The organism is Micromonospora sp. KC213 (genome assembly GCF_004348325.1).
In the GTDB taxonomy this organism is placed as follows: Bacteria; Actinomycetota; Actinomycetes; order Mycobacteriales; family Micromonosporaceae; genus Micromonospora.
This window is the reverse complement of sequence record NZ_SMKF01000029.1, coordinates 16,297-42,357: the sequence shown is the minus strand read 5'-3', so window position 1 is coordinate 42,357 and position 26,061 is coordinate 16,297. Positions and strand designations below refer to the sequence as shown.

Here is a 26,061-nt window from a genome sequence, read left to right as displayed (position 1 = left end):
GCCCGAGGTCTGACGGTTCCGGGGATGTGTGGGTCGGGGGATGCCGTTAGCCTCTGGGGTCCAAGAGGCCGCCCGCCGTGGTGGCCGTGGACGGGGAGGACGGATGAGGCTGCCGCGTTCCGGCGCCGGCTGGACAATCGCGGTCTTCGGCGTCCTGGCGCTGCTGCTCGGCGCGCTCGGTCTCGTCTGGCCCGAGACACAGCTGCGGCTGCTCGGCTTCCAGGTGCCGGCGCGACGGGAGGCCGGCGACTACACCGGCACGTTCCTCACCGCGGCTTCGATGGCCTCGTTCAACATGGGGGCCTACTACCTGCTGGCGGCGGCCACCGAGTGGCGGGCCTTCTACCGCTTCACCGTGGTCTTCCGGCTGGTCACCTTCACCGTCTTCACGTTGATCGTGCTGGCCGAGGTGGCACCGGCCGAGTTCTTCGGGGTGGCTCTCTGGGAGGGGCTCGGCGCGGTCGCCACCGCGATTGGCCTGCGGTGGGACGCCGGTCGTGTCGCCGGCCCCGGTTCCACCGTCGGTACGGTCGGCTGAGCGGCCCGGTGGGACAGGTATTTTCGAACCCGTGACCGACACCCCGCCTGGCGCCCTGCGGCTGCCCATTGTGCCCGGTCTGACCGATCTGCGGGTGTTCGCCCGAGGTGGCTATGCCACCGTCTACAAGGCCACCCAGATCTCGGTGGGGCGAGAGGTCGCCGTCAAGGTGGAGAACCGGACGCTGGACAGCGAGCGGGACCAGGCCCGGTTCCTCCGGGAAGCGCGTGCCGCCGGCCGGATGTCGTCCCATCCGCACGTGGTGGACCTCTTCGACGTCGGGGTCACCGTCGACCAGCACCCATATCTGATCATGGAACTCTGCGACGGCTCGTACGCCGAGCGGATGCGCACCTCCCCGCTCGGTGCCGCGGAGGCCCGTGACCTCGGCGTCAAGATCGCGGACGCGCTCGCCCACTCACACGCGGCGGGGGTGCTGCATCGCGACGTGAAGCCGGCGAACATCCTCTACTCGCACTTCAATCCGGCCGTCCTCGCCGACTTCGGGCTCGCCGTGCTGGCCGAGGCGCGCGACGCCTCGGTCACCCTGGAGGTGCTGACCCCCGCGTACGCGCCGCCGGAGACGTTCAACCACGACCCCCCGTCGCCGGCCGTCGATGTGTACGCGCTCTGCGCCACCCTCTACGCGGTGATGTACGGTCGCCCGCCGCGCTGGCAGTCCGAGCGGAACCCGAGCCTGGTCACCGTACTGGAGCTGTTCAACCAGCCGATCCCGGAGCTGCCCGGGGTGCCGACCGAACTGGTCGACGTGCTGCGTGCCGGGATGTCCAACGATCCCGGTGCCCGCCCGTCCGCGATCGAGCTGCGCGACCTGCTCCGCGCCCTGCCGTTGGACCCGGCCTCGGCGCCGGTCAGTGGCGCCCCGGTGAGCGGCACCCCGGCCCCGGGCGGTGCCACCACCACCGGCGGCAGCATCTTCGGCAGGTACACAGTGGATCCCTCCGGCCCGCCCCGGCCGCCGGCGGCGGGTAGCCAGCCGCCAGCGCAGCCGGGCCGGCGGCGGCGACGGTGGTTCCTCGGCGGTGCCGGAGTGCTCGCCCTGGCCGCGTCGGCGAGCGCCGGGGCGTGGGTGGCCGGTGGTGCCCCGCTGGTGGTCGCGCCGACCCCGACCCCGGTGGCCGGCGCCACCTCCGGTCCGACCGCGAGCTGGGGCACCCTGCCCGGATGCTCGGGGGCGACCATGGCGACCCTGCCGCCGGGGGCCGGCTGCACGTCGCAACTGGAGTGCTTCGGGCCGGTCCGGCTGCGTGGGGGGCGGGCCGAGGCGGCCGAGGTCTCCTGCGACCGTCGGCACACCTGGGAGACCTACGCCCAGGGCGAGCTACCGGTCGCGCTGGTCGACGCGGAGCACGCCGAGATCGTCGCCCATCCGGCCGTGAATCAGGTGTGCAGTCTGCGGACCTTCCGGTTGACCAGCGGGATAGAGCAACCTCAGGGGTGGCGCCTGGAGGTGCTGCCGCCCAGCACCGACTCCGACCGGACCTACCGCTGCCTCGCCGGCAGGGGCGTCGACGCGCTGCTGGCTCCCACCCTCACCGGTCGTTGAGGCCCAGCTGGGCGCGGACCGCCGCACTGTCCAGGGCGTCCAGGGTGTCGGCGTCGAGACCAACGGGCAGGACGTCAGGCTGATCTGGCGGTGCCTCACCGGTGCTCGACCGGTCGGTCCGCTCGCGCGCCGCGGCCACCGCCGTGCCGGTGATGGTGGTGAGCACGACGCAGAGCAGCGCCAGCCCCACCATGAGGAGGTTGGCGGGATGCCAGACGACCAGTGCCGCCAGCGTCGCGACGGCCGCGAGCGACGCGAGCAGCGCCACGACGCGCGCGTCCGGCCGGAGGATTCGCCTCACCCGACAAGCATCGCCGCGTCGCGCCGGGTGTCAAGCCGGGGGTGTCGGCCCGGTGCGCCCACCGCGACGGAACGGTGATGCCTGGAGACGGTACGGAGAAAACCAGCGTCGATCATGAAAAATTCGTTACATCGGTCGAAAAAATCGGATGCTTTACGGCGTTTGTCGGGCTGCTTGTGTTGCCGTTCGTCCCTAGAGTGACGGAGGCCGAGAGGGTTGCCCTCTTCGGCAGTCCCCATCCTTTACCGGAAGGCATCCACATGCCACGTACGTCCCGGTCCCTGGCCGCAGCCGGAGTCGCCGGCCTCTTCCTCGCCGGATCGGTGGTCGCGCCCGCGACCGCGTCGCCGAGCAGCGCCAACTGGGGCCGTCCGACCACGTCGGACCGCACCAGCCCGGCCGAGGCCAAGCGGGTCGACCGCGTGCCGACGCCCAAGCTCGACTGGTACGCCTGCTACGACTACGCCGAGTGCGCCACGGTCGACCTGCCGCTCGACTACGACCAGCCCAAGGGCGCCACCACCGAGGTCGCCCTGCTGCGGGTCAAGGCCCGCGACCGGCAGGCCCGAATCGGAAGCCTCTTCGTCAACCCGGGCGGCCCGGGCGGCTCCGGCACCGACATCGCGCTCGCCGCGCCGTACTTCCTCTCCGACGAGGTGCTGGACCGGTTCGACGTGGTCGGGATCGACCCGCGCGGCGTCGCCGCCAGCCAGAACGTCAAGTGCTTCCCCTCGGTCAAGGACCAGACCCGGGCGTACGCCGGGCTGAACGTGGCCTTCCCGTGGACGAAGGCCGAGGAGAACGCGTACATCGCCTCGTCCCGGGCGGTCGGCAAGGCCTGCTCCATCACCGGAAAGCCGCTCACCGGCGCCATGTCGACCGCCGAGGTGGCCCGCGACATGGACGTGCTGCGGCGGGCCGTGGGCGACAAGAAGCTGAGCTACCTCGGCTTCAGCTACGGCAGCGCGCTCGGCCAGTACTACGCCAACATGTTCCCGGACCGGGTCCGCGCGGTCGTCATCGACGGCGTGCTCGACCCGAACGCCTGGGTCGGCCAGGGCAAGGCCCGCGACCAGCTCCAGGAGACCCGGCTGCGCAGCGCCGACGGGGCGTACAAGGCGCTGCGCGAGATCCTCGACCGGTGCAAGAAGGCCGGTACGGAGAAGTGCTCCATCGCCGCCAACCCCGTCGCCGCGTACGAGAAGGTGGCGAAGCGGCTGCAGAAGGCTCCGCTGGTGATCGAGGACCCGGGATTCGGCACCGTCACCATCAAATACTCCGACTTCGTCGGCGCCAGCCTCGGCGCGCTCTACAGCCCGAACGGCTACTCCGACATCGACGCCATCACCGCCGAACTGCTGGCCCTCATCGAGCCGACGTCGGTGAGCCCGGCCCGGCGGGCGGAGGCGAGCAAGAGCCTCACCGCGCGGGCCGAGCGGGCCCGCCAGCAGCGCCGGTTCGACTTCCCGTACAACAACGGGCTGGAGACCTTCCTCGGAGTCGACTGCACCGACGGGTACCACCCGAAGAAGGTGGCCGACTGGCCGGCGCTGAGCGCCGCGGAGGACAAGCGCGCCCCGTACTTCGGCCGGGCCTGGGCCTGGGCCACCGCGTCCTGCGGCCGGGACGCCTGGACCGTCCGGGACGAGGACGCCTACACCGGTCCGTTCAACCGGAAGACCGCCGCCCCGGTGCTGGTGGTCGGCAACTACTGGGACCCGGCGACCAACTACGACGCGGCGGTCAGCTCGGCCAAGCTGCTGCCGAACAGCCGGCTACTCAGCAGCGACAACTGGGGTCACACCGCGTACGGCACCTCGGACTGCGCCACGGGGGCCATCGACGCGTACCTGCTCAACGGCACGCTGCCGAAGAAGGGCACCGTCTGCGTCGGTGACGTGCAGCCCTTCATGGACCTGCCGGAGGAGCCCGAGGTGACCCGGGCCGCCGAGTCGAAGAGCACGCTGGCCCGCGAGGGCCGGCCGGCCCGGGGCGAGCCGAAGCGGCTCCCGCCGGTCGTCGCGCCGCTGCCCGCGGTGGGGATTCTCACCCTCCGCTGACAGACACCGGGGTACGACGGGTGCTCGGGCCACCCGTCGTACCCCGGTTCCCTTCGGACATCCGGACGATCACCGCAGTGGAGTGTGGCGGCTACGCTGGGTGCTTCGCAGACCCGTGCCCGTCAGCGAGGTAGCCGATGTACCACCTCTTCACCCACCGGCTCCGTTCGGTCGCCACCACTCTGGCGGTGGCCATGACTCTGAGCCTCTCCGCGGCGGCCGGCTGCGACAACCGGCGGGAGCCGTCGCTCCCCTCGGTGCTGGACAAGCTCCGCGAGTCGCAGATCGACGGGCAGCCGCGGATCAGGATCGGCGTTGCCGCAACCGAGCCGCTGATGGGCGAACTGCGCAACGGCACCTACGTCGGCTTCGACGTCGAGATCGCCCGGTACATCGCCTCCTCACTCGGCTACGAGGGCGACCAGCGGATCGAGTTCGTCCCACTGGCCACCGAGGACCGCATCCCCGCCCTGCAGGGTGGGGTGGTGGATCTGGTCGTCTCCAGCTTCTCCATGAACGAGGACCGCAAGAAGCTGGTCGCCTTCGCCGGGCCGTACTTCGTCACCACGCAGGAGGTGATGGTGCCGAACCGGCTCAAGGACAGGATCCGCACCATCGAGGACCTTCGCGACCCCGCGTACAAGGTCTGCACCAGCGGCGGCTCCACCACCGAGGCCGAGCTGGAGAAGCACCAGATCAAGGCGCTGGTGGTGAAGCGGGTCGCCGACTGCGTCAAGGGCATCCGGGAGGGCCGGTACGACGTGGTCAGCTCCGACGAGACGATCCTGGCCGGCTTCCTCTCCCAGCACCCGACCGAGTTCGAGATCGTCGACATGCCGTTCGGCACCAGCGAGACGCTCGGCATCGGGGTGTCGATCGGTGATCCCGCGCTGCGCGACCTGGTCGCCTTCTTCCTCGACAAGAGCTACCAGCAGGGTCGCCAAGGGCTGACCAGTCCCTGGCTGGCCGCGTACCACCGGACCCTCGGGCCGTGGATGAAACAGCCCAAGACGCAGCCGCAGCCGCTGGACGTGCCGAAACTGGTGGACTTCGACGACAAGGCGCCCCGGCGGTGAGCGCCCCGGCGGCGCCCGTCACGGAAGGCGTGGCCCTCGCCGGGGCGTACCAGGACGGGCCGGACCGGGCCGAGCGGCGGGCCCGCGCCAGCCAGTCCTTCTGGACCGCCGTGGTCGGCGTGCCCGCGGTCTTCTCCGTGCTGCGCCTCGGCGTGGAGGCCGGCGGGGAACTCCAGACCACGCTGCTGCTGGTGGCGAACGTCGGCCCGGTCAACCTGCTGGCCGGCTTCCTCACCACGGCCGCACGGCTGCTCTCCACCGGCCTGGTCGCCGTGTTCGCCCTCGGTGCGGTGCTGCGGGTCAGCGTGGAACGGATGCCCCCCGGCATCCGCCGGCCGCTCTTCGTCCGTTGGATGGACATCGTTCCGGCCTGGTTCGTGGTGGCCAGCTTCCTGCTCGCCCTGGTCACCTGGCCGCTGCTCTATCTGCCGCTGCTCATCCCGGCGTTCGTCGCCGCGTTCCAGCTCACCCCGGCCCGGCTGCACGAGCAGCGGATACCTCGGTTGCTCCTGCTCGCCGCGCTCCTCGCCGGGTACGGCTGGCTGCTCGCCCCCACCCTGATCGAGGCCGGGCGGCAGCGGGAGGTGCTGGCGTTGCTGCTGTTCGTCGCCCCGCCGGTGTTGGCGTTGGGCGTCACCGGCCCACTGCCGGCGGCGGTGATCCGGCCCCTGGCCTCGGTGACCGAGGCGGCCGTGCTGGCGATGCTGGTCTGGGCGGCGCTGCCGGTGATCAGCACCCCCGTGCTGCCGCTGACGGTCACCACCGTCGAGTCCACCGAGGGCGTCACCGAGGACGTGCGGGGGCACGTGGTCACCGTCGACGACGTCAACCTGGTGCTGCTCCAGGAGCGGGGCGGGGTCCGTTACCTGCCGGTGGACCGGGTACGCGCGCAGGTGCTCTGCCCCAGCGAGGAGGAACTGCCCCGACGCCAGCTACGGGTGCGGGACATGCACGTCGAGGACTCGCTGCTGGAGGGACTGGGCCGCCGGGTCCGCCCGGTGCACCGGATCGACGCGGCCTGCCGCACGGCGCGCTGAGTGGGGGTGGCCGCACCTCGGCCCACGCGGCCTGCTGCGGGCGTGTGCCCAGCGATCGTGTTGGTGCCCCTGCCCGAGCCCTGCGCTCTACAGGGAAGCGCTGCGGCCGTCGTACCGGGCGAACACCGTCAGCGCGTCGGTGTCGCTGTGTTGGGAGCGCACATACTCATCAGCCCACGCGGCGGCGTCGGGGTAGCTCGACCCGGCAGTGACCCGGGCGCAGGCGATGTCCACGTCGAGGATCGTGCGCCGGAGCTGTACCCCCGTCGGGCCGAGCAGAGCCCAGAAGGCACCGGGACCGCCGTACGGCATACCGACGCTGCCCGGATTGACGACGAGCCGGCGGTCGACCAGTCGGACGAACGGCATGTGGGTGTGCCCGCAGACCACCGTGCGGACCTCGGCCGGCACTGCGGCGAGCACGTCCACCCAGTGCTCCAGCCGCGAGTCGACCAGGACGACCTCCTCGTCGTCGCGGGGTGTGGCGTGACAGAAGAGCACCGGACCGATGCCGCCGATCTCCAGGGTGACCGTCAGCGGCAGCGCCGCCAACCGGGCGACCTGGTCGTCGCGGAGCTGCCCGGCCGCCCAGTTCGAGACGTCGATCGGGCTGGGACGCCCGGCCCGGGCCTCGACCAGTTCCCGGTCGGCGTTGCCGCGTACCCAGCACACCTGGTCGCCGAGCCCGGCTAGCCGGTCCAGCACCTCCACCGGCTGCGGGCCCGCTGCGACGTCGCCGTTGACCACGATCAGATCAGCGCTCGCCACGTCCGGTTCGGCCAGTACGGCCTCCAGCGCCGGCAGGACCCCATGTACGTCGGACAGGACAGCGACTCGGTAGAGCATGGCTCCACCGTCACCATCCTGAGCCGACATGTCGAGGGATTCTGCGTCGGGCAGAAGCGGCGAGCCGGTCCCGGGCAGCTTGATCGACTCGACTGTGCCGCAGGCGGGGCTGTCGCGGGTACGGGATGCCCCGGCTGCGGCAATCGGGTGTCGATCAAACCCGGCCGGGTGGCGTCAGACCCGCGCGCGGCGGGCCAGGCGCTCCGGGTCGAGGATGATGATGCTCTTGCCGTCCAGCCGCAGCCAGCCACGGGAGGCGAAGTCGGCCAACGCCTTGTTGACCGTCTCCCGGGAGGCGCCGACGAGCTGGGCGATCTCCTCCTGGGTCAGGTCGTGGGTGACCCGCAGGACGCCGCCGTCGCGGGTGCCGAACCGGCCGGCCATCTGCAGCAGGTTCTTGGCGACCCGGCCGGGCACGTCCGTGAAGATCAGGTCGGCCAGCGAGTCGTTGGTCCGGCGCAGCCGGCGGGCCAACACCCGCAGCAGCTGCTCGGCGATCTCGGGCCGGTTGTTGAGCCAGGGCCGCAGCGCCTGCTTGCGCAGGCGTACCAGTCGGGTGTCGGTCACCGCGGTGGCCGTCGCCGTACGCGGACCGGGGTCGAAGAGCGACAGCTCGCCGACCATGTCCGACGGGCCCATCACCGCGATGAGGTTCTGCCGGCCGTCGGCCGCCCGGCGCCCCACCTTGATCTTGCCCGACAGGAGGATGTAGAGACTGTCGCCGGGCTCGCCCTCGTTGAACACGACCTCGCCCTTGCGGACGTCGATCGTCTCCATCTCCTTGGCGAGTGCCTCGGCAGCCTCCGGGTCGACACCCTGGAAGATCCCGCTGCGGGCCAGTACCTCGTCCATCGCGCACCTCCGGTTGCGCGCCGCCGTCCGTCGGCCGGGTCCGCCGTCCGCTTATCCCTCGCGCGCCGCCAAGTCTAAGTGCATGTGAGCACGAATCAGAGCTGCACCCCTCGAAACTTGATCGTTGGACGTAACCTTCCCGACCTGATCAAGGGCTAGTATCCGGCGGCCCGTCACTTCGGGTCGCCGCGACGGGGCCGTAGGGTGACCGGCGTGCTGACCGAGCCCTTCCTCACCACCCGCCCCGAGGACGGATGGGACATCCCGATGTTGGTGTGGCGGGTCGACACGCCCCTGCGGGCGGTCAGCTCGGGCCCCCTCGGCGGCGGGGTCGGGGTACGGCACTGGGTCGTCAACGCGACCGTGCCGATGTCGTATCACCGCGACGACCCGGCGGACCACCTGGCCGCGCTCGCCGACCGGCTGGGCCTGGCCGGGCCCGGGGTCGGCCTGCTGACCGGCGTGGACGTCGCCGAGGTGGTGCGCCGGGTCGACACCGGCGTCCGGGTCTGGGCGACGGTCGGGCTGGGCAACCCGATGCAGGCCGCCGCGCCAGCCCCGGCAGCGCCGGCCCAGCGGGTGGGCACGGTCAACATCGTGGCGTACGTCCCGGCGGCGCTCGGCGACGCCGCCCTGGTCAACGCCGTCGCCACCGCGACCGAGGCGAAGACCCAGGCGATCCGGGAGTTGGGTCCGATCGCCACCGGTACGCCCACCGACGCGGTCACCGTCCTCTGCCCCGCCGAAGGGCCAATCGAGCCGTACGCCGGACCCCGCTCCACCTGGGGCGCGCCGCTGGCCCGGGCGGTGCACGCCGCCGTCCGCGACGGCGGTGCCGTGCCCTGCGTGCCGTGGTCCGACCGGCGGGTGGCCGGGCGATTTCCGGCCGATCGGCGGGCGGCGGAGCGACACCCGCCCGAGTAGGGTCCCCGGCGATGCCCTCTTCCGTGCCTGTGCCCTACCGTTCCGCCCGCCGTGCCGCGCTCGCCGCCGGGGCGGTCCTCGCCGTGCTGCTGGCCGTCGGTTGCGGCCGGTCGGCGGACCCCGGGGCGGTGTGGCAACCCGGGGCTGGTGCCGGGGCCAGCAGTTCCCCGCCGCCCGGCGGCGGCAGTGCCGAGCAGCCCGCGCCGCGCGCGGCGATCTCGCTCTCCGCGACCGGCGACATCATCATGGGCAACGCCCCGTCCCGGCTGCCCGCGAACGGCGGTCGGGGATTCTTCGACGAGGTCGCCGACGCCCTCTCCGCCGACCTGGTGATGGGCAACCTGGAGGAACCGCTCACCGAGGACACCGGCACCGGCAAGTGCGCGCCGAACTCCACCGCCTGCTACCAGTTCCGGGCCCCGCCCGGTTACGCGGCGCACCTCAAGCAGGCCGGCTTCCAGCTGCTCAACCAGGCCAACAACCACGGCCACGACTACGGGCCGCAGGGCTACGCGAACACCCGCAAGGCGCTGGAGGAGCACGGCCTCAAGCACACCGGAGCACCGGACCAGATCACCGTGGTCGACGTCAAGGGCGTGAAGGTGGCGGTGGCCGGCTTCTCGTCGTACGCCTGGTCGAACAGCCTGACCGACATCGACGCCGCCACCGCGGTCGTCACGAAGGCCGCCACCATGGCCGACCTCGTCGTGGTGCAGGTGCACATGGGCGCCGAGGGCGCCGACAAAACCCGGGTGAAGCCCGGCACCGAGATCTTCTACGGCGAGAACCGGGGCGACCCGATGAAGTTCTCCCACGCCGTGATCGAGGCCGGCGCCGATCTCGTCGTCGGGCACGGCCCGCACGTGCTGCGCGGCATGGAGTTCCACCAGGGCCGGCTGATTGCGTACAGCCTCGGCAACTTCGCCGGCGGCGGCCGGTCGCTCAACCCGAGCGGTCGGCTGGGCTGGGGCGGAGTGCTGAAGGTGTCGCTGCACCCCGACGGCAGCTTCGCCGGCGGCTCGTTCACCTCCACCCGGATGAACTCCGTCGGCAAGCCGACCATGGACCCGGCGAACCAGGGTCTCGGCCTGGTCCGGCAGCTCAGCCGCAACGACTTCCCCAGCACAGCGGCCCGGTTCGGCACCGACGGGACGATCAGCGCGCCGGAGGCCGGCTGAGCCGGCGGGCGTGACCGACCGGTGGTCGCAGCGGCGACGTAGGCTGGCCGGCGTGACTGTCAGCTCTCCCGACCGGGCCGAGACGGACCTCGGTCGTACCCGACGGGCCCGGCGGATCGGTCGGGCACTGACCGAGGCGCACCCCGACGCGCACTGTGAACTCGACCACGCCAATCCGCTGGAACTGGCCGTCGCCACCATCCTCTCGGCGCAGTGCACCGACAAGAAGGTCAACGAGGTCACCCCGAAGCTCTTCGCCCGCTACCGGGAGGCCGCCGACTACGCGGGGGCGGACCGGGCCGAACTGGAGGAGCTGATCCGGCCGACCGGTTTCTACCGCAACAAGACCAGCTCGCTCATCCGGCTCGGCCAGGCCCTGGTGGAGCGGTACGACGGTCGGGTCCCCGGCAGGCTGGCCGACCTGGTGACCCTGCCCGGCATCGGCCGCAAGACCGCCAACGTGATCCTCGGCAACGCCTTCGACGTCCCGGGGATCACCGTCGACACCCACTTCCAGCGCTTGGTGCAGCGGTGGCGGCTGACCGCCCAGACCGACCCGGTGAAGATCGAACACGAGATCGGGGTGCTCTTCCCGAAACGGGAGTGGACCATGCTCTCGCACCGGATCATCTTCCACGGCAGGCGGGTCTGCCACGCCCGCAAGCCCGCCTGCGGAGCCTGCACGCTGGCGAAGCTCTGCCCGGCGTACGGGACCGGGCCAACCGAGCCGGCCGCCGCCGCGAAGCTGCTCAAAGGCCCCCGCGCCCGGGACCTGGCGGCCGCCGCCGGAATCGACCCGGACCTGGTGCCGGCACAGGCGGTCGCCGCGGAGGTGCCGTGAACCGGCGACTCGCCGCCCTGCTCGTCCCCGCGCTGCTCGCCGTGGCCGGCTGCACCGGCACCGAAGCGCAGCGGTCCACCATCCCGACCGGCCGGGCCGAGCGGCCGTCACCGTTCGCCGACTGCGCCGCACTCACCCGCCCGCCGGGCGACGCCGCGCCCGGGCCGGCGGGTACGCCCACGCCCGGGCCGGCCGCGACCGTCACGGCGGGTACGCCCGCGCCGGCCGGCGACGGGAGTCGCCTGCCCGCGCTGACCCTGAACTGCTTCACCGGCGGCGCCCCGGTGGCCTTGCGCGACATCCAGGGTCCGGCCGTGATCAACCTCTGGGCCTCCTGGTGCCCGCCGTGCCGCAAGGAACTCCCCGCCTTCCAACAGCTCAGCGAACGGACCGCCGGCCGGCTCCAGGTGCTCGGCGTCAACAGCCGGGACACCCGCACCGCGGCCCAGGCGATCGGAGAGGATTTCGGCATCCGTTTCCCCGTCCTGGTCGACCAGGGTGAGGCGCTGCAACGCGAGCTGAGGCGCAACGCCATCCCGCTCACCCTGCTGGTCGACGCCGAGGGCCGGGTCCGCCACGTCGACGCCAGCGGCGCCCTCGACGACGTCCGTCTCGCCGCGCTGGTGCGGCAGCACCTCGGCGTGGCGGTGCCGGCGTGAACGGGGTGCGCCGGTGACCGGCCGTCCGCCCGACTGGATGGGCCCGCTGCTGGCCCGGCTCGGCACCGCCCGGGCCGAGGACTTCACCCGGCTCACCACCCCCGAGGAGGGCGGCCGGGAGAGCGCCGTGCTGGTGCTGTTGGGCGAGGAACCGGCGGTCGGGCCGGACGTGCTGGTCCTCCAGCGCGCCGCGACGTTGCGCAACCACGCCGGCCAGCCGGCGTTCCCCGGCGGCGCAGCCGACCCGGAGGACGCCGACGCGCCGGCGACCGCGCTGCGCGAGGCTAACGAGGAGGTCGGGCTCGACCCGTCCAGCGTCACCGTCCTGGCCGAGCTGCCCCGGCTCTGGATCCCGGTCAGCGACTTCGTGGTGACGCCGGTGCTGGCCTGGTGGCACACGCCACACCCGGTGCACCCGCGCGAGCCGGCCGAGGTCGCGCACGTCGCCCGGCTGCCCGTCGCCGAGCTGGTCGACCCGGAGAACCGCATGCAGGTACGCCATCCGAGCGGCTGGATCGGTCCGGCCTTCTCCGTCCGGGGCATGCTGGTCTGGGGATTCACCGGCGGGGTGATCGCCACGCTGCTGGAGATGGGCGGCTGGGCCCGCCCGTGGCCGCGCGGCCGGGTGGTCGATCTGCCGCCCACCGGGGGCGCCCCGGCGCCGTCGGCGGGCACCGACGAGGTGGACGAGATGGCCGGTCCGCTGACTTGATCGTCACGTTCCGCATGCACAGCGCCCCGGTCGGGCGTGCTGCCCGTACCCTTGATCCGTGTCCGCCGTGGATCTCCTTCTGCTCCTGCTCATGCTCGTGTTCGCGATCAGCGGATACCGCCAGGGCTTCGCCATCGGGGCGCTGTCGCTCTCCGGCTTCTTCCTGGGCGCGTTGCTCGGCCTCCAGGTGGGCCCGATGTTCGCCCGGCAGTTCGTCGACAGCGGCACCCGGGTGCTGGTCTCCCTGATCGCGGTCTTCGGGCTGGCGGTGCTCGGGCAGGCGCTGGCGGGCTGGCTCGGCTCACACCTGCGCAGGACGATCACCAACGACGTGGCGAAGCGGGCCGACGACATCGGCGGTGCGTTCGTGTCACTCTTCGCGGTGATGCTGGTGGCCTGGCTGGTGGCCGTCCCGCTCGGCTCGTCCTCGCTGCCGTGGCTGGCCGCCTCGGTCAAGAACAGCGCCCTGCTCAACGTGGTGGACCAGGTTCTGCCGGACCAGGCCCAGGAGCTCTCCACCGCGCTGCGCGACACGGTGGACACCAACGGCTTCCCGGAGGTCTTCAGCGGCCTGGGCCGCACCCAGGCGCGGCAGGTGTCCCCGCCCGACCCCGCGCTCGCCGGTTCCCAGGTGGTGGCGAACAGTCAGCGCTCGGTGGTGAAGGTGCTGGGGTCCGCGCCGAGCTGCTCCCGCCGCATCGAGGGCTCCGGTTTCGTGTACGCCGACGACCGGGTGATGACCAACGCGCACGTCGTCGCCGGCACCCGCTCCGTCGCGGTCGAGCTGCGCGGCGAACGGTACGACGGTGAGGTGGTCGTCTACGACCCGGACCGCGACCTGGCGGTGCTGCACGTGCCGGGGCTGCCCGGCCCGTCGCTGCGGTTCGCGGCAGGCACCGCCGGTGTCGGTGCCGACGCGATCGTGCTGGGTTTCCCGCTCGACGGCCCGTACGACGCGCGCCCGGCCCGGATCCGGGACATCGACCGGATCACCGGCCCGGACATCTACTCCTCCGGCGACGTCACCCGGGAGATCTACACGATCCGGGCGCTGGTCCGCAGCGGCAACTCCGGCGGTCCGCTGCTCTCCTCGAACGGACTGGTGCTCGGGGTGATCTTCGCCGCCGCTGCGGACGACCCGAACACCGGCTTCGCGGTGACCGCCGCCGAGGCGCGGTCGGTGGCGCTGGCCGGCGCGGAGCGTACCAGCGGGGTGGGCACCGGCGACTGCACCTGACGCCGCGGTCGCGCGGAGGGCCGGCAGGCCGGGTCGGCTAACCGTCCCGGCCGTCAGCGCGCAGCGGGTCGCCGGGTGGCCGGTCCCGCCAGACGGCGAACGTGGCGCAGGTGGCCGCCAGCACGGCCGCCCCGAGCAGCCAGCCGGCCAGCACGTCGCTGGTCCAGTGCACGCCCAGCGCGATGCGGCTCAGTCCGGTCACCCCGGCGAGCGCCAGCGCCGTCACCCAGAGCGCGCCCCGGGCCCTCGACCGGTCCCGGACGGCGGGCAGGAAGATCACCAGCAGCACACCGGCCGCCAGGGTGGCGTTCAAGGCGTGCCCGGACGGGAACGCGTACCCCGTCGCGTCGGACACCGGATCGAGCAGGTCCGGACGGTGGCGCCCGACCAGCACCTTGAGCAGCGGGCCGAGCAGACCGCCGACGGCCATCGTGGTGACCACCCAGACCGCCAGCCGCCGGGCGCCCCGGCGCCACAACCCGATCACCAGCGGCAGGGCCGCGATCCGCAGCGGCCCCGGCCCGAACACCTCGGTCCAGACGTTCATCGTCGACGTCCACGCCGGGTTGTCGAGCGCGTACCGGTGCATCGCGCCGGTCACCTCGACGTCCAGCGCGTGCAGCGGCGGCCAGCTTCCCACCACCAGCGAGGCGAGCAGCGCGAACGGCACCAGCACCAGGAACGCCGCCACAGCGGCCAGAGTCAGGCGCAGGCCCAGCACATGGTCGCGGTCGAGCCGGCGGTCCCGCCAGGACCGGGCTGGGGAGCGTACCGGGGCACGGGTTTCCATGGTCGACTTGTTACCCAACGCCAAACCCGTCACGCCCGGCTCATCGGCCCCACTGCCGGAACCGGCGGATCGTCAGCGCGGCACCGGTGACCAGCGCGACGAGGATGGCCACCCCGGTCCAGAGCCGACGGGGCGCCGAGTCGTCCGTGGCACCCGCCGGCCGGGCCTCCCACCGGGTCTGCTGGCGGGGGGCGGTGAAGCCGAGGGGTTCGCTGCCGGTGCCGCCGGCCCGCGTGTCGTTCGCCGAGCCGGGAGCCGGACCGAAACCGACCACGCCCGGGGAGTTGTTGTCGTCGAGCGGGTTGTGGTGCACCAGCGGCACGTCTCTGGTCAACGCCGCGACCGGGTCGACCCGGCCGTACCCGAAACGGTCGTCGCGGCCGACGGGCCCGATGTCCTTCGCGGTGGCCAGCAGCCGGTTCACCACGTCCCCGGCGGACATCTCCGGATACCGGGCCCGGACCAGGGCGGCGGTGGCCGCGACCAGCGGCGCGGCGAAGCTCGTGCCTTGGACCCCCCAGTAGCCGCCGGGACGGGCCCCGACCAGCCGGGTGGCGGGCGCGCTGAGGATGGTGGCGCCGCCGGTGATCGAACCGGACCACAGATTCTCGCTGGCGCCCTCCAACCCGGCCACGGCGATCACGCCCGGCTCCCGGGCCGGATACCAGACCCGGGGGCTGGTCGAGGTGGCGACGTTACCGGTGCAGGCGACCACGACGACGTCCCGGGCGAAGGCGTAGTCCAACGCGGCGGCCAGGGCCGGGCTGTCCCCGCTGCCGCCCAGTGACAGGTTGATCACCCGGGCCCCGTGGTCGACCGCCCAGCGCACCCCCCTGGCGACGATCATCGCGTCGTCGTAGCGGTTCTCCTCGTCGAGCACCCGGACCGGCAGGATGCGCACGCCCGGCGCGAGCCCGGCCACGCCCTTCTTGTCGTCGTTGCGCCCGGCGATCAGGCTGGCCACCGTGGTGCCGTGACCCACCGGGTCGGGCTGGGCGGACCCGCCGGGGGAGACCAGGTCGATGCCGGGCAGCACCTGGCCGGCGAGATCCGGGTGGGAGCCGTCCACGCCGGAGTCGACCACGGCGACGACCACCCCGCGCCCGATCGAGGTGCGCCAGGCGGTGGTGGCCCGCAACTCCTCGAGCTGCCACTGGTCGTCGCGGATCCGGTCGGCCCGGGCGGCGGTCTCAACCGGGGCGAAATCCGGCTCGGTCAGCGGTCTGACGACCGCGGGCAGGGCGGCGGTGAGCGGCCGGTGACCGGCCGACGCCGGGGGCGGAGCCACACCGACGACCGTCACCGCGGTCGCCGCCGCGCCGAGCAGCGCCCGCCGGGCGAGCCGGTGCAGGCGGCTCGGGGAGCCGTACCGAACCCTGGTCACATCCTCAGCCATTCGTCGCGACGACAACATGCTGCTGGGAGATTACCGGTTTTCCCGCGTGTCACGGGTCGTTCCGCGCCGGCCAGGTCACGGCACCGGAAGGTGTGCCAGCTGGACCAGGCGTACGCCCTCCCGCCGGGTCACCAACCGGGCTCGACCCGGGGGTAGCGGGCCCGGCCGGACCCCGCCCACGAGTTGCCCCTCCTCCGGGCTGCCGCTCATCACCAGACCGGCGGTGGCGAGTTCCCGCAACCGTTGCGCGATCGGCTCGTACTGGGTCCGGCCCGCGCCGCCGCACCGGCGGGTCAGCACCAGGTGCAGCCCGATGTCGCGGGCCTGCGGCAGATGCTCCGCCAGCCCGTGCAGCGGGTTCGTCGGGCCGCTGGACACCAGGTCGTAGTCGTCCACCAGCACGAACAGCTCCGGCCCGGTCCACCAGGACCGCTCGCGCAGCTGCGCCGGGGTGACCTCCGGCCCCGGCATCCGGGCCGTCATGTAACCGGACACCGACTCGATCAGCTCGGTGGTGTACGGCGCCGCGCTGCCGTACCCGATGCAGTGCGGCAGTTCCTGGAGGCTGAACAGGCTGCGCCGGTAGTCGACCACGATGATTCGGGCCTGCTCCGGGGTGAACCGGGTGGCGATCGAGGTGGCCAAGGCACGGAGGAAGGACGACTTGCCGCACTCGGCGTCGCCGAAGACCATGAGGTGCGGCTCGGCGACGAAGTCCAGCAGCACCGGACGCAGGTCCGCCTCGGCCACCCCGACCGGGAAGGCCAGCCCGGTGCCGGCGGCGACGTCCAGTTCGGCGTACGGCAGCACCGGCGGCAGCAGGCGGACCGGTGGCGCCGGCGGGCCGGACCACGCCGCCCCGACCGCCTTGACCAGCTCGCCCGGGTCCGCGCCGGTCAGCTGCGGCAGGGCGGTGAGGAAGTGCAGACCCTGGGCGGTGACGCCCCGGCCGGGCGTCTTCTCGGGCACGGTCGCCGCCGCCGGCCGCTTCGCCACCGAATCCGACGGGTCGCCGAGGCGCAGCTCGACGCGGGAGCCGAACAGGTCGCGGATCCCCGGGCGGAAGTCCATCCAGCGCACCGCGCTCGCCACCACGTGCACCCCGTACGACAGACCCCGGGTGGCCAGATCGGTGATCAGGGGTTCCAGGTCGTCGTACTCGCTGCGCAGCGTGGCCCAGCCGTCCACGACCAGGAAGACGTCGCCGTACGGGTCGACGGTCGGCTGCCCGGCGGCGGCCAGCGCCCGGCGTCGCTGCCGCCAGGCCGCCATCGACTCCACGCCCAGCTCCGCGAAGCGGCGTTCCCGGTCGACCAGCACGGCGGCGATCTCGCCGACGGTGCGCCGGACCGTCGTCGGGTCGGCCCGCCCGGCCACCCCGCCCACGTGCGGCAGATCGCGCAGCGCGGCCAGCCCGCCGCCGCCGAAGTCCAGGCAGTAGACCTGCGCCTCGGTGGGGGTGTGGGTGAGCGCCAGCGCGGTGATCAACGTGCGCAGGGCGTGCGACTTGCCGCTCTGCGGCATGCCCACCACCGCGACGTGCCCGGCCGCCCCGTCCAGCGCCAGCCAGAGCAGGTCGCGGCGCTGCTCGAACGGCTTGTCGACCAGCGCCACCGGCACCTGGAGGGCGCCGTGCAGCTCGGGGTTGGTGACCGTGAGGCCGCGCTGCGGGTCGACGCCCGGCGGGCCGAGCAGTTCCTCCAGCGTGGGTGAGGGGCCCAGCGGCGGCAGCCAGACCTGGTGCGCGGGTGGGCCCTGCCCGGCCAGCCGGGCGACCAGCGTGTCGAGCAGGCTTTCCGTCTCCTCCTCCCCGGCGGGCGGCGTCGCGGGCGTGGCCGGTTCGGGCACCGGCACCAGGTGGGTGGAGAAGGTGAGCAGCCGGGGTGTGCTCCCCGCACCGACACCGGCCGCGCCGCCCCGGCGCCGTACCGGCCCGGAGACGTACGCGGCCCGGAACCGGACCAGCGGGTCGGTACCGGCCCGCAGGTACCCGTGCCCGGGGGAGCGGGGCAACTCGTGCGCGTCCGGCACCCCGAGCACCGTCCGGGACTCCAGGGCGGAGAAGGTCCGCAGCCCGATCCGGTACGACAGGTGGGTGTCCAACCCGCGTAGCCGCCCCTCCTCCAGGCGTTGGCTGGCCAGCAGCAGATGTACGCCGAGCGACCGGCCCAGCCGTCCGATCTGGACGAACAGGTCGATGAAATCGGGCTTGGCCGACAGCAGTTCGGAGAACTCGTCGCAGACGAGCAGCAGCGACGGCAGCGGGGCGAGTGGGGTGCCGGCGGCCCGGGCCCTCTCGTAGTCCCGCAGGCTGGCGAAGTTGCCGGCCCGGCGCAGCAGCTCCTGCCGGCGCATCAGTTCCCCGTTGATGGCGTCGACCATCCGATCGACCAGCGGCAGCGCGTCGACCAGGTTGGTGATCACCGCGGCGGTGTGCGGCAGCCGGTCGAAGGAGGCGAAGGTCGCCCCGCCCTTGAAGTCGACCAGCACGAAGTTGAGCTGTTCGGAGCTGTGCGTGGCGGCGAGCCCCAGCACCAGCGTGCGCAGCAGCTCCGACTTGCCCGAGCCGGTCGCCCCGATGAGCAGCCCGTGCGGGCCCATGCCGTCCTGCGCCGACTCCTTGAGGTCCAGTTCGATCGCGCCGCCGTCGGCGCCCACGCCGATCGGCACCCGCAGCCGGTCCCTCGGCGCGCGGGGCGTCCAGCCCTGCTCGGCGGTGAACCCCTCCGGGTCGCCGATGCCGAGCAGTTCGGGCAGGCCCAGTTCCGTCCCCGGCGCGGCCTCGCCGCCCCGGACGGTACTGGCCAGCCGGAGCGGGGCGAGCCGTCGGGCCACCGCCTCGGCGTCCGCCGGGTCCAGCCGGTCGGCGGCACCCACCTCGGCGTGCTCCTCCGCCGACCACGAGTGCAGTCGCCCGTCGCGCAGTTCCAGCAGCACGGCGTACCGGTCGAGCAGGCGGGGCGGCGGGGTGTCCAGGTCGATCACGGTGACCGCGTCGATGCCGCCGTCGCCGGTCAGGTCGACGGCGCCGGTCGGGTCGCCGCCGTCGAGCAGCACCACCACGTGCGGCCCGTCGGTGACCGGCCCGGCCGGATTGAACCGAGACCGGTTGGCCAGCACCTCGTCGAGGAGGCGTTCCAGCGCGGCGGCGGAGCTGGTGACCAGCCGCACCGGGCCGAGGGCGTCGGTGCGGCTCGGGTGATGGGCGTGCGGCAACCACTTCACCCACTCCCAGAGCTCCCGCCGTTCCGGGCCGGCGCAGACGGCGATCAGCAGCTCGTCCGGGGCGTGGAAGACGGCGAGCTGGGTGAGCACGGCCCGGGCCAGCGCCTGCGCGGCCGGGGAGCCGGTGTGCGGGGCGCCGCCGGGGCCGGGCTCACCCTTGACGTACACCCGGGCGAAGCTGCGCAGCGAGAGCGCCACCGGAAGGTCCGGCACCACCGAGTACGCGTCGAGGAAGCGCCGCAACGCCCCGGCGGTCATCGGTTCCAGCTCCTCCAACGGCCGGGTGACCGGGGGAACCAGCGGGGTGGCGAGGGTCTGCGGCCCGACGGCGACCCGGACCACCGCGAAGTCGGGGTCGGCGGGGCGGCGCTCCCAGACCCGGTGGCTGTCCACCGTCGACCAGAGCCGCCCGGGGTCGGGATGCCGGTAGTAGAGCCCGGCCCGCTGCTGCCCGGCGGCCTGTCGGACCCGGCGGCGCAGCGCGGTGAGGTGCCGCAGGTACTCCCGGCGGGCCGCCATCATCTCGGACTTCTTCGGGGTGCCCGAGGCGCTGCCCCAGGAGGTCATCAGCATCGCCAGCGAGGAGAGCCCGAACAGCCCGCCCACCAGGTACGAGTAGGGGCCACCGCCCCGGCCGAACATCATCGCCATCGCCACGCTGCCGCCCAGCATCGGCAGCACCATCAGCGCCTGCTGCCAGCGGCCCCCGGTCACCGGCGGGATCTCGGGGGGTGCCTCGACGGGCAGCTCACCGACCGGGATCTCCGGCGCCGGCCGGCGCGGCGGCCGTTTGATGACGACAGTGGACACGACGGCCTCCCTGTAGCGCTCGGTAACCCGAGCCTGGCTCATGGTAGGTAAAGTCCCCTTCGTTCGTCAGCCGTCGTCCCCGATCGATATGGAGACCGTCGATGACCACCGGGCTGGCAAAGGTCACCATCAGCGCCCCCGGGCGCCGCGTCGACGTGGCCCTGCCGGAGCAGGTTCCCCTGGCCGAGCTGCTGCCCGAGGTGCTGCGGCACGCCGGTGAGGGGTTGGCCGACGACGGCGAGCGGCACGGCGGCTGGCTGCTCCGGCGCACCGACGGCACCGTCCTGGTGACCGCGCAGGCGCTGCTGCCGCAGGGGGTCCGCGACGGCGAGGTGCTGCATCTGGTGCCGGCCCGGGAGCAGTGGCCGGAACTCGAGTACGACGACGTGGTCGAGGCGATCGCTGACGGGGCCCGCCGGCGGGGCAGCGCCTGGTCACCCCCGGCCACCCGGGCCGCCGCGCTCGCCGGTGCGGCGGTACCGCTCGCCGTCGGTCTGGTCGCCGTGTTGGCCGGTGGGCCGCAGCACCGCGCCGGGTGGTCGGTGGCGGCCACCGTGGCGCTGGTGCTCGCCGTCGCCGGCACGGTCGCCTCCCGGGCGTACGGGGACGGCACGACCGGTGCCACCCTCGGCGGGTACGCCCTGCCGTACGCCTTCGCAGCCGGCGCCGTCGCGGTCTCCTCCGGAGATCCGGTCGGGGTGTTCCGGGCACTGCCGTGGCTGGGCGCCCCCGAGCTGCTGGCCGGTTCGGTGGCGTTGGTGCTGGTCGCGGTGCTCGGCCTGCTCGGCGCAGCCACCTGGCTGCGGGTCTTCGTGGCCGGCGCGACCGTCGGCGTGGTCGGCGTGGGCGCCGCTCTCGGCGGGCTGCTGCTCGACCCGGCCGGCACGGCGGCGGTGTTGGCCTGCGTGCTGGTCTTCGCTCTGGGCGTGCTGCCGCTGCTGGCCATCCGGCTGGGCAAGATGCCGCTGCCGCCGATCAGCCTGCCGGCCGGGCCGACCGGTGGCCCCGACGGCGTACGCGACCTGCCGGATCGGGGCCGGGTGCACGCGGCGGTGGCCCGGACCGAGGAGATGCTCACCGGGATGCTGCTCGGGCACGCCGTGCTCACGGTCGGCGCCGGGTACGTGCTCGGGGTCGCCGGGGGCGGGGCCGGGCGGCTGCTGGTGGCGGTGATCTCGGCGGTGCTGCTGCTGCGTTCCCGGCTCTTCGTGGCGGTCCGACACCGGGTGCCCCCGGTGCTGGCCGGGCTGGCCGGCGCCACGGTACTCGGGGTGCTGCTCGCCGCCCGGGCCGGTCACGCGGGCCTGCTCGCGCTGGCCGTGGGCGGCCTGCTGGTGGCGCTGACCGCGGTGGCGGCCGGTACGACGTACGCCCGCCGGCCGGTCTCGCCGTACGTGGGTCGGGTGGCCGACCTGACCGACACCGCACTGGTGGTGGCGGTGGTGCCGGTGGCCTGCGCGGTGCTGGACCTCTACGACGCCGCGCGCGGACTGTTGGGCTGACCGTACGACGAAGGCCCGGGCCAGCAACGCCCGGGCCTTCGTCGACGTGGATGGTCAGTGCGTGGACTCGCCTCGCGCCTCGGCCTCCCTGGCCCGGCGGTACGACGCGGCGATCTCGGCCTCGGCCTCGACCCGACCGACCCAGGTGGCACCCTCGACGGACTTGCCCGGCTCCAGGTCCTTGTAGACCTCGAAGAAGTGCTGGATCTCCAGCCGGTCGAACTCACCCAGGTGGTGGATGTCGCGCAGGTGCTCCTGGCGGGGGTCCTCGTAGGGGACGCAGAGGACCTTGTCGTCGCCGCCCTTCTCGTCGGTCATCCGGAACATGCCGATGGTGCGGCAGCGGATCAGGCAGCCGGGGAAGGTGGGCTCGGGGACGAGCACCAGGGCGTCCAACGGGTCACCGTCCTCGCCCAGGGTGCCCTCGATGAAGCCGTAGTCGGCCGGGTACTGGGTCGACGTGAACAGGGTGCGGTCCAGCCGGATCCGGCCGGTCACGTGGTCCACCTCGTACTTGTTGCGGTGACCCTTCGGGATCTCAACCGTGACGTCGAAATCCATCTCCCACGCTCCCTCGTCTGCCCACGTTGGCTGAACGGAACCACTGACGCCCCGGCCCGGGTGATCGCCACCCACCGGCTCCGGACGCCGCATAGTCTTCGGACCGAAGTAGTGTCGCCCAAGGCTGTTGCGGAGGACGGAGGAGGGGTCCGTGGGGAGGGAAGATTCACACTACCGCCCGGAGGAGGTTGCCGGACGTGGGTCGCAGCGACCCGCTTCCGGCGGTGCCACCGGGCGGGTCCGGGTGCCGGGGGCGCACCCGTCGGACCGATCCCCGGCCCCGGCTCCTCCGCCCGTGGCCGCCCCGATGTCCGCGCTGCCCGTGGGCGCGGGGCCCGCGGCCCCGCCCGCGCCGCCGCGCCGCCGCCGGCTGCTGCCGGTCGCGTTGCTCGCCGTCGTGCTCCTGGCGCTGGCGGGGGCCGCCGTGGTGATCCGCCCCGGCCCGGTCGCCGGGTGGTTCGGTGACCCGGCCGCCGCGCCGTCGACCGCCCGGACCCCCGAGCCGGACCCGGTGCCGGTGCTCGCCGGGCCGGACGCCACCGCCCCGCAGCCCACCCCCGACGGGGTACGCGCCGCCATCGAGCCGCTGCTCGGGCAGGCCGTGCTCGGCAGCCGGGTCAACGTGTCGGTGACCGACGTGACGACGGGGCAATCGCTCTACGCGCGGGGCGGCGACGACGGCACCGTGCCCGCCTCGGTGACCAAGCTGGTCACCGGGGTGACCGTGCTGGCGGCGCGCGGTCCCGGCCATCGAATCCCCACCCGGGCGGTCGCCGGAGCCACCCCCGGCGAGGTGGTACTCGTCGGTGGCGGCGATCCCACCCTGGCGGTGAACGGCGACGGCTTCTACCCCGGCGCGGCCCGCCTCGACACCCTCGCCAAGCAGGTGAAGCAGGCGCTCGGCGGGACGGCACCGACCAGGGTGACGGTCGACTCCACGCTCTTCCCCGGGCCGGTGCAGGGCCCCGGTTGGGACGACGACATCCCGACCGGCGGGTACGGCGCGTCGATCACCGCGCTGATGACCGACGGCGCGCGACGCGATCCGGCGACCGCCCGGCGGACCTTCGACGACACGAACGGCGCGGCGGTGCGCTTCGCCCAGCCGGACCTCGCGGCCGGGCGCGCGTTCGCCCGGCTGCTCGGCCTCGGCGACGACGCCCGGGTGGGGAAGGGGAAAGCCCCGGCGGAGGCCGGCGGGTCCACCGGTGCCGCCCCGGCGCCCGGCACCGAGCTGGGCAAGGTCGAGTCGCTTCCGATGATCCGGCTGGTCGACATCATGATCAGCGACAGCGACAACGTGATCGCCGAGGCGTTGGCCCGGCAGGTGGCGCTGGCCCGCAACCAGCCGGCCTCGTTCGCCGGTGGGGCGGCGGCGATGGACGCGGTGGTCGCCGAGCTGGGGTTGCCGGCCGACGAGATCCGCCTCGCCGACGCCAGCGGCCTGTCCCGGCAGAACCTGATCAGCCCGTCCCTGTTGACCGACCTGATCGCGCTCGCCGGCAACGGCCGGCACCCGGAACTCGCCGCGATCTTCGGCGGCCTGCCGGTCGCCGCCTGGTCCGGCACCCTCGGCGGCCGGTACCGGGTGGCCGCGACCAGGGCCGGGGCCGGTGCGGTACGGGCCAAGACCGGCACGCTGACCGGCGTGCACTCCATCGCCGGGCTGGTCACCACCGCCGAGGGGCGGCTGCTCAGCTTCGCCGTGCTCACCGACCGGGCGGTCGGCGACACCGACCCCACCCGGCAGGCGCTCGACCGGATCACCGGCGCCCTGGCGAGCTGCGGCTGCCGCTGACCCACCCGCGGCGCGGGCTCCGGTGGCCGCCCGGGCCGGCCGCACGCCCGGCCGGGGTGTTCCGCCGCGGGTACGGTGGGTTCATGGCGCAGTTCGTGGACTGGGATCTGGCCGCCGCGACCGCGGGGGCGCTGGGCAAGTCGGGCCCGCGGGTGTCGTACGCGGAGGCCGCCGAGGCGGTCGGCGACCTGCGGCGGCTCACCGACGAGGCGGCCGGGCACGTCGCCGACTACACCGGACTGCGTTCGCAGGTGGCCCACCCGCCGGTGCGGGTGGTGGACCGGCGGGACTGGGCGGCGACCAACATCGCCGGGCTGCGCGAGGTGATCACGCCGCTGGTCAGCCGGCTCTCCGGTGACAAGCAACCCGGTCCGCTCACCGAGGCGGTCGGCTCCCGGGTGACCGGGGTGCAGGCCGGCACCGTGCTGGCCTACCTCTCCGGGCGGGTCCTCGGTCAGTACGAGGTCTTCTCCGCCGACCCCGGGCAGTTGCTGCTGGTCGCGCCCAACATCGTCGAGGTCGAGCGGAAGCTGGCAGCCGACCCGCGCGACTTCCGGCTCTGGGTCTGCCTGCACGAGGTCACCCACCGCACCCAGTTCACCGCCGTGCCGTGGATGCGGGCGTACTTCCTGGGTGAGGTGCAGGCGTTCGTGGACGCCTCGCAGGGCGGGGAGCACCTGCTGGAGCGGCTGCGCCGGGGGGTGAGCACCCTCTCCGACGCGGTGAAGGATCCGCACAGCCGTGCCAGCGTCCTCGACATCGTGCAGACCCCCGCGCAGCGGGCCGTGCTGGACCGGCTCACCGCCCTGATGACCCTGCTGGAGGGGCACGCCGAGTTCGTCATGGACGGCGTCGGCCCGCAGGTCATCCCCAGCGTCGAACAGATCCGGGCGGGGTTCAACCGGCGCCGGGAGGCCGGCAACCCGCTGGAGAAGGCGATCCGCCGGCTCCTGGGCGTGGACGTCAAGCTGCGCCAGTACGCCGAGGGCCGCACCTTCGTGCACGGGGTGGTCGAGCGGGTCGGCATGGCCGGCTTCAACAAGATCTTCGATTCCCCGCTGACCCTGCCCCGCCTCGACGAACTGGGCGACCCGGACGCCTGGGTGGCCCGGGTGCACGGGCCTGGCGACACCACCCCGGCCGCCGGCTGAGCGGACGGCCGTGGCCGCTCTCGCTCCGCCGGTCGCCGCGGTCCGGGCCGCCGTCCGCCGTGCGTTGACCGGGCTGTCCGGCGACGGGCCGGTCCTGGTCGCCTGCTCGGGCGGGGCCGATTCGCTCGCCCTCGCTGCCGCCGTCGCGTTCGTCGCGTCCCGGGCGGGTCGCCCCGCGGGCCTGGTCACCGTCGACCACGGCCTGCAGGCCGGTTCGGCCGGGCGGGCCGCCGCCGTGGCCCGCTGGGCGGTCGAGGTCGGGCTGGATCCGGTGGAGGCGGTCCCGGTGACCGTCGCCGGGCGGCCGGGCGGTCCCGAGGCGGCTGCCCGCGACGCCCGCTACCAGGCGTTGGCCGCCGCGGCCCGCCGGCACCGGGCCGCCGCGCTGCTGCTCGGACACACCCGCGACGACCAGGCCGAGACGGTGCTGCTCGCGCTGGCCCGGGGGGCCGGGCCGCGCGGTCTGGCCGGAATGCCGGCGCGCCGCGACCTGGACGGGGTGCCGCTGCTGCGCCCGCTGCTCGACGTCACCCGGGAGCAGACCCGGGCGGCGTGCGCCGCACTCGGGTTGACACCGTGGCAGGACCCGCACAACACCGACCCGTCGTACGCCCGGGCGCGGGTCCGCGCCGACGTGCTGCCGGCGCTGGTCGGCGCGCTCGGCGAGGGGGTGCTGGACAACCTGGCCCGCACCGCCCGGCTGGTTGCCGCCGACACCGCCGTCCTGGACGAGTTGGCCGCCGCCGCGCTCGCCGCCGCGCGGGTCGGGACGGAGGGTGCGCTGTCGGCCGGCGCGCTGGCCGCGCTGCCCCGGGCGGTGCGTACCCGGGTGCTGCACGCCTGGGCACGGGAACTGGGCGCGTCACCGGCCGCGCTCTCTCACCGGCACGTCGCCGCGCTGGACGCACTGGTCACCGACTGGCACGGGCAGGGCGCGACGGCGCTGCCGGGGGGAATGCGGGTGGCCCGCCGGGACGGCCGGCTGCACACCGTCGACTGA

Annotated in this window: 22 protein-coding genes; 15 read left to right on the top strand and 7 right to left on the bottom strand. The window is 73.8% G+C overall.

All coding sequences use genetic code 11. The features are described 5' to 3' along the window. The first annotated feature begins 103 nt into the window (after nucleotides 1–103). Nucleotides 104–538: a hypothetical protein gene (locus E1166_RS09570; RefSeq protein ID WP_132337657.1), complete on the top strand. Its 435-nt coding sequence runs from the start codon at nucleotides 104–106 to the stop codon at nucleotides 536–538. Between the two features lie 31 nt (nucleotides 539–569). After that, nucleotides 570–2,105, top strand: coding sequence for a serine/threonine-protein kinase (locus E1166_RS09565; RefSeq protein WP_132337655.1), 1,536 nt, complete (start codon nucleotides 570–572; stop codon nucleotides 2,103–2,105). Here the strand turns inward: E1166_RS09565 and E1166_RS09560 are convergent. Beyond that, entirely contained in the window at nucleotides 2,092–2,406 is a 315-nt protein-coding gene (locus tag E1166_RS09560) for a hypothetical protein (protein ID WP_132337653.1), read from the bottom strand. The genes E1166_RS09565 and E1166_RS09560 overlap by 14 nt on opposite strands. Nucleotides 2,407–2,666: 260 nt before the next feature. Between E1166_RS09560 and E1166_RS09555 the strand changes: the two genes are divergently transcribed. The 3 genes from E1166_RS09555 (at nucleotide 2,667) to E1166_RS09545 (ending at nucleotide 6,579) form a co-directional block, all read left to right on the top strand. Next, a complete protein-coding gene (locus tag E1166_RS09555; RefSeq protein WP_132337651.1) occupies nucleotides 2,667–4,466 on the top strand; it encodes an alpha/beta hydrolase in 1,800 nt (599 codons plus the stop codon). A gap of 137 nt (nucleotides 4,467–4,603) precedes the next feature. Next, entirely contained in the window at nucleotides 4,604–5,542 is a 939-nt protein-coding gene (locus tag E1166_RS09550; RefSeq protein WP_132337649.1) for a transporter substrate-binding domain-containing protein, read from the top strand. After that, nucleotides 5,539–6,579 (top strand): hypothetical protein, encoded by a 1,041-nt coding sequence (locus E1166_RS09545; RefSeq protein ID WP_132337647.1) that lies wholly within the window; start codon nucleotides 5,539–5,541, stop codon nucleotides 6,577–6,579. The genes E1166_RS09550 and E1166_RS09545 overlap by 4 nt, the downstream gene beginning before the upstream one ends. A gap of 87 nt (nucleotides 6,580–6,666) precedes the next feature. Here the strand turns inward: E1166_RS09545 and E1166_RS09540 are convergent, their stop codons facing one another. Together E1166_RS09540 and E1166_RS09535 are read right to left on the bottom strand one after the other, a co-directional pair. Next, nucleotides 6,667–7,425: a metallophosphoesterase family protein gene (locus E1166_RS09540; protein WP_132337645.1), complete on the bottom strand. Its 759-nt coding sequence runs from the start codon at nucleotides 7,423–7,425 to the stop codon at nucleotides 6,667–6,669. 174 nt (nucleotides 7,426–7,599) lie between these two features. After that, nucleotides 7,600–8,277 (bottom strand): Crp/Fnr family transcriptional regulator, encoded by a 678-nt coding sequence (locus E1166_RS09535; RefSeq protein WP_088976469.1) that lies wholly within the window; start codon nucleotides 8,275–8,277, stop codon nucleotides 7,600–7,602. A 213-nt stretch (nucleotides 8,278–8,490) separates the two neighbouring features. Here E1166_RS09535 and E1166_RS09530 point away from each other — a divergent pair, with 213 nt between their 5' ends. Genes E1166_RS09530 through E1166_RS09505 form a run of 6 tightly spaced genes read left to right on the top strand, consistent with a single transcriptional unit; the run spans nucleotide 8,491 to nucleotide 13,828 of the window. After that, on the top strand, nucleotides 8,491–9,201 hold the full coding sequence (locus tag E1166_RS09530; RefSeq protein ID WP_132337643.1) for an adenosylcobinamide amidohydrolase: 711 nt from the start codon (nucleotides 8,491–8,493) through the stop codon (nucleotides 9,199–9,201). 11 nt (nucleotides 9,202–9,212) lie between these two features. Continuing rightward, a complete protein-coding gene (locus tag E1166_RS09525) occupies nucleotides 9,213–10,379 on the top strand; it encodes a CapA family protein (protein ID WP_132337641.1) in 1,167 nt (388 codons plus the stop codon). A gap of 52 nt (nucleotides 10,380–10,431) precedes the next feature. Then, nucleotides 10,432–11,220, top strand: coding sequence for an endonuclease III (nth, locus tag E1166_RS09520; RefSeq protein ID WP_347813016.1), 789 nt, complete (start codon nucleotides 10,432–10,434; stop codon nucleotides 11,218–11,220). Then, on the top strand, nucleotides 11,217–11,879 hold the full coding sequence (locus E1166_RS09515) for a TlpA disulfide reductase family protein (protein WP_132337637.1): 663 nt from the start codon (nucleotides 11,217–11,219) through the stop codon (nucleotides 11,877–11,879). The genes nth and E1166_RS09515 overlap by 4 nt, the downstream gene beginning before the upstream one ends. 13 nt (nucleotides 11,880–11,892) lie before the next feature. Further along, nucleotides 11,893–12,591 (top strand): CoA pyrophosphatase, encoded by a 699-nt coding sequence (locus E1166_RS09510; protein ID WP_132337635.1) that lies wholly within the window; start codon nucleotides 11,893–11,895, stop codon nucleotides 12,589–12,591. A gap of 58 nt (nucleotides 12,592–12,649) precedes the next feature. Then, nucleotides 12,650–13,828, top strand: coding sequence for a MarP family serine protease (locus tag E1166_RS09505; protein ID WP_132337632.1), 1,179 nt, complete (start codon nucleotides 12,650–12,652; stop codon nucleotides 13,826–13,828). Nucleotides 13,829–13,865: 37 nt separating this feature from the next. Here E1166_RS09505 and E1166_RS09500 read toward each other — a convergent pair whose 3' ends face one another. The 3 genes from E1166_RS09500 to eccCa all read right to left on the bottom strand — a co-directional run bounded on the left by E1166_RS09500 (nucleotide 13,866) and on the right by eccCa (nucleotide 20,049). Then, nucleotides 13,866–14,618, bottom strand: a complete 753-nt coding sequence (locus E1166_RS09500) for a phosphatase PAP2 family protein (protein WP_132337630.1) — start codon at nucleotides 14,616–14,618, stop codon at nucleotides 13,866–13,868. A gap of 40 nt (nucleotides 14,619–14,658) precedes the next feature. Continuing rightward, the gene (gene mycP / locus E1166_RS09495) at nucleotides 14,659–16,014 is read right to left on the bottom strand and encodes a type VII secretion-associated serine protease mycosin (RefSeq protein WP_132337628.1); all 1,356 of its coding nucleotides are present in this window, start codon (nucleotides 16,012–16,014) and stop codon (nucleotides 14,659–14,661) included. Between the two features lie 75 nt (nucleotides 16,015–16,089). Then, entirely contained in the window at nucleotides 16,090–20,049 is a 3,960-nt protein-coding gene (gene eccCa, locus E1166_RS09490; protein WP_132337626.1) for a type VII secretion protein EccCa, read from the bottom strand. A gap of 101 nt (nucleotides 20,050–20,150) precedes the next feature. On the opposite strand from eccCa, the gene eccD reads away from it, so the two are divergent. Next, a complete protein-coding gene (gene eccD / locus E1166_RS09485; protein WP_132337624.1) occupies nucleotides 20,151–21,551 on the top strand; it encodes a type VII secretion integral membrane protein EccD in 1,401 nt (466 codons plus the stop codon). A gap of 54 nt (nucleotides 21,552–21,605) precedes the next feature. Here eccD and E1166_RS09480 read toward each other — a convergent pair whose 3' ends face one another. Further along, nucleotides 21,606–22,112, bottom strand: coding sequence for an inorganic diphosphatase (locus E1166_RS09480; RefSeq protein ID WP_132337622.1), 507 nt, complete (start codon nucleotides 22,110–22,112; stop codon nucleotides 21,606–21,608). Between the two features lie 307 nt (nucleotides 22,113–22,419). On the opposite strand from E1166_RS09480, the gene dacB reads away from it, so the two are divergent. The 3 genes from dacB (at nucleotide 22,420) to tilS (ending at nucleotide 26,061) form a co-directional block, all read left to right on the top strand. Then, on the top strand, nucleotides 22,420–23,910 hold the full coding sequence (gene dacB, locus E1166_RS09475; protein ID WP_207914126.1) for a D-alanyl-D-alanine carboxypeptidase/D-alanyl-D-alanine-endopeptidase: 1,491 nt from the start codon (nucleotides 22,420–22,422) through the stop codon (nucleotides 23,908–23,910). 83 nt (nucleotides 23,911–23,993) lie between these two features. Beyond that, nucleotides 23,994–25,061, top strand: coding sequence for a zinc-dependent metalloprotease (locus tag E1166_RS09470; RefSeq protein ID WP_132264731.1), 1,068 nt, complete (start codon nucleotides 23,994–23,996; stop codon nucleotides 25,059–25,061). A 10-nt stretch (nucleotides 25,062–25,071) separates the two neighbouring features. Then, nucleotides 25,072–26,061, top strand: a complete 990-nt coding sequence (tilS, locus tag E1166_RS09465) for a tRNA lysidine(34) synthetase TilS (RefSeq protein ID WP_132337617.1) — start codon at nucleotides 25,072–25,074, stop codon at nucleotides 26,059–26,061.

Excerpts from the sequence above, each read along its gene's own strand:
- E1166_RS09570 (WP_132337657.1), top strand. The coding sequence starts at position 104 with ATGAGGCTGCCGCGTTCCGGCGCCGGCTGGACAATCGCGGTCTTCGGC.
- E1166_RS09555 (WP_132337651.1), top strand. The coding sequence starts at position 2,667 with ATGCCACGTACGTCCCGGTCCCTGGCCGCAGCCGGAGTCGCCGGCCTC.
- E1166_RS09550 (WP_132337649.1), top strand. The coding sequence starts at position 4,604 with ATGTACCACCTCTTCACCCACCGGCTCCGTTCGGTCGCCACCACTCTG.
- E1166_RS09540 (WP_132337645.1), bottom strand. The coding sequence starts at position 7,425 with ATGCTCTACCGAGTCGCTGTCCTGTCCGACGTACATGGGGTCCTGCCG.
- E1166_RS09535 (WP_088976469.1), bottom strand. The coding sequence starts at position 8,277 with ATGGACGAGGTACTGGCCCGCAGCGGGATCTTCCAGGGTGTCGACCCG.
- E1166_RS09525 (WP_132337641.1), top strand. The coding sequence starts at position 9,213 with ATGCCCTCTTCCGTGCCTGTGCCCTACCGTTCCGCCCGCCGTGCCGCG.
- E1166_RS09500 (WP_132337630.1), bottom strand. The coding sequence starts at position 14,618 with ATGGAAACCCGTGCCCCGGTACGCTCCCCAGCCCGGTCCTGGCGGGAC.
- mycP (WP_132337628.1), bottom strand. The coding sequence starts at position 16,014 with ATGGCTGAGGATGTGACCAGGGTTCGGTACGGCTCCCCGAGCCGCCTG.
- eccD (WP_132337624.1), top strand. The coding sequence starts at position 20,151 with ATGACCACCGGGCTGGCAAAGGTCACCATCAGCGCCCCCGGGCGCCGC.
- E1166_RS09480 (WP_132337622.1), bottom strand. The coding sequence starts at position 22,112 with ATGGATTTCGACGTCACGGTTGAGATCCCGAAGGGTCACCGCAACAAG.
- dacB (WP_207914126.1), top strand. The coding sequence starts at position 22,420 with ATGTCCGCGCTGCCCGTGGGCGCGGGGCCCGCGGCCCCGCCCGCGCCG.
- E1166_RS09470 (WP_132264731.1), top strand. The coding sequence starts at position 23,994 with ATGGCGCAGTTCGTGGACTGGGATCTGGCCGCCGCGACCGCGGGGGCG.